2 protein-coding genes are annotated in these 3,045 nt (G+C 68.7%); both read right to left on the reverse strand.

Features of this window, described 5'->3' with window-relative positions:
* Positions 1-88 precede the first annotated feature (88 nt).
* Complete coding sequence (locus ACWDAK_RS40890; RefSeq protein WP_344638849.1) at positions 89-2,152, reverse strand: galactose-binding domain-containing protein; 2,064 nt, start codon at positions 2,150-2,152, stop codon at positions 89-91.
* Positions 2,153-2,292: 140 nt separating this feature from the next.
* Entirely contained in the window at positions 2,293-2,532 is a 240-nt protein-coding gene (locus tag ACWDAK_RS40895; RefSeq protein WP_427396323.1) for a hypothetical protein, read from the reverse strand.
* Between the last annotated feature and the right edge of the window lie 513 nt (positions 2,533-3,045).

Genomic DNA, 3,045 nt, shown 5'->3' on the forward strand with positions numbered 1-3,045 from the left:
GACACACCCAATCCAACGCCACCGGGGCGGCCTTGGACACCGTTCCCGGGCCCGAACCATTCGATTCAACGACCCGCGAAGTACGGGCCTAGCTGCCGTAGACGCCGACCTCGTACAGCGAGTAGCCCCACTGGGTGCCACGCCGCACCCCGTGGACGCGGACGTAGCGGGCCGGGACGCCGGCGAACCGTGCGGTGTCCAGGCCGCCGTCCCCGGTGGTGGTGGACCATACCGACTGCCAGCTGCTCCCGTCGGTGGAGACCTCGATCCGGTACGCCCGCCCGTAGGCGCGTTCCCAGTCCAGCGTGACGCGCCCGACCAGGCTGGTGGACCCGAGGTCGACCTGGAGCCACTGGTCGTCGTTCCACTCGCTGGCCCAGCGGGTACCCGGGTCGCCGTCCACCGCCCGGCCGGGCGCGTAGCTGACGAACGGGTTCCACCATTCGGTGGTGCTGGCCGTGGCTGAACGGCCCGCGGCCAGGTTCACCGTGGCCTGGTGCTGCTCCGAGGCCCCCCAGGTGGTGAGGTAGGACTCGGCGCCGCGGAAGAGGTCCTCCACCACGTCCTGGCCGCCGACCTGCCGGATGTCCTCCAGCCAGTCCGGTACCAGACCGTAGTGCGCGGCGCCGTCCGTGTTGATGTCCCAGGTGCGCGCGCCGGTGGTCTGGCGGTCGATGAGGGATCCGCCGTCCACGCTGCGGAACGGGTAGCGCACCGGGTTGGCGGTGTCCGCCCCGCGCGGGCCGGGCCAGCCGCCGACGCCGTTCATGTCGGTGCCGTAGCCGTACCCCACGTGGTACTTGTCGCGCAGCGTGTCGGTGCGCTTGGCCTCCGAGCTGAACGCCTCGGCGCCGTTCATGTACTGGGCGACGAAACCGCCGAGCTTGTAGACCCGCTCGATCCAGCCGAGGTCCATCCAGCTGTGCGAGGAGATCACGCCCGGGTAGGACTCGGACTCCAGGATGTCGAACGAGCGCCCGGCCGCCTTGACGCTCATGTGGTCGACCTCGAGCATCATCTTGCGTTTCATCAGCCCGTGCACCGCGTACTCGCCGAGCTCGGTCAGCCCGCGGCTGTTGCACTGCGCGTCGCCGGCGTAGGCCGGCACCGCCACCCCCGCCGGGAGCTGCTTCTGCGCCTCGGGCGCCGGGGCGAGGCCGATCGGGTTGTCGTGCTGCGGCCCGGCGCACTTCTCGGTTTTCCAGAAGGTGCCGGTCGAGAGGAACTGGCCGACGTTGATCGCCGTCCCGAGCGCGCCCTCGTCGAAGCGCACCCCGCAGAGCGCGTTGTCGAACTTGTGGCAGAGGAACATGCTGCGCACGCCCAGCCCGTACAGCTCGTCCAGACCGCGGTCGATGTCGGCCTTGCTGCACTGGGCGACATCGAGGATCTGCTTGCAGCCGAACGGCTCGGAGGTCTCCACACCGAGGACGACAGCCAGCTTGCCCTGCTTGACCACCTCGCGGGCCTGCGCGCTGTCGGTGACGATCCGGAACCAGCCCTTGCCCGGCCCGCCGTACATCGTGTCGATATAGGCCTGTAACTCGTACGTCTTCTGCGCCTGGAGACGGATGGAGGTCATCTCGTCGCAGCTGCGGTCCTTGAAGAAGTAGACCGAGCAGATCACCCCGTTGGTGACCAGGTCGTTGACCAGGACCCGTTGGCCGCCGCGCCAGGCCCGTTCGATCCATGCGTAGTAGTTCTGCTGGTGGGTGAGCGAGTCGTGGGCCGGCCAGTCCGCGAAGGTCGGCCAGCCGACCGGGTCGTGCTTGCCGTCGCCGCCCTTGGTGATGAAGTCGAAGATGGCGAGTGAGCCGTCGGGGTAATGTTCGGGACAGTCCTTCAGCGCGTCCGCGATCCCGGCTTCGGAGAAGGACCTGCCGCAGATGAGCCGGCCGCCGAACGCCTCGTTGGCCATGATGTGGTCGTGCGCGTCGACGAAGCCCCGGACCCGCCCCTGGGCGTCGGTCCCGTGGAACGGCTCGCCTGTGACGTTGACCTGCGAGTCGGGCGCGGGCCGTGCGGTCGGGTTCCACCAGCCAGTCTCGCCCGGCGCCGCGGGCGCCGGAGCGGCGAGCACCATGGCGGCCAGGGTGAGGAGTGCGGCCAGAAGTGCGACGAATCCGCGCCTGCTATGGGGGAGTTGGCGCATGGTCACCACCCGTGTCCGAGGTGAGGGGGTGGCGCGGCTGGGCACCGGGCACCGTCGGGACGCGCGGACCGACCCGTCCGGGCCGGCTGTCATGAACCGCGCACTCGGTGTGACGAGAATCGCCACTGTTGGAAGAGGAGTCAATAGCCGTGCGCGGACTCGGGTGCCGGCGGTCCGTCCTGGACGAGTTCGTGGGCGCAGATCAGGCGGACCTCGGCGTCGTGGTTGCGGCGCAGTTCCCGCAGACGGGAGAGTTGGCCAGGCGGGTGGGGTTGTCGGCGGCCACCAGGCGTTGGCAGGTGGTCAGGCCGGGCGGGCGACGGGAGCCGACCGGGCGACGTCGGTGTGTGCAGCAGGAAGTCGAGGGCGTCGGCGTCCACGGCCCGCCACAGGTACCGCCGCCGGCCCTGGATCTACCTGCCGGAGCAGGCGCGGGGGAGCTGACGGCACTGGATGCACCCCCGGCACCGGTGAAGGTGCTCTGTCGATGGGGTAGTGTTACCGGGTCGCTCGGCAGGGAGCACCGGACACGCATCGGCGCGGACGGTCCCGGGGCGGCCAATCCTCTGAAACACCACTTCTTCTGCTCGGGCTGGGTCGTGCCTTGTCACGGCTCGGTGCGAATTGGTGTGTGTTTTTCTGGATTGCGGCCGGGTTCGCTTCGTGGAGCGGGGATCGGCTAAGGTTTGAAACGTCGGACGGGCCGTCAGGTCAGGTCCGGTGAAAAGCCTCCTGAAAGCCGGGAAGCGTGAAGGACGAGTCAGAGGGATCTGATAGAGTCGGAAGCGCCGAAAGGCCGAAGGAAAGCGAATCGGATGAGTGAGGCTCTGGAAAACGGAGCGGAAAACATCTGATAAGCTGGAAACACGAAAGAACGAAGCGCCCGGAGGTTC

The organism is Kitasatospora sp. NPDC001175 (genome assembly GCF_053598215.1).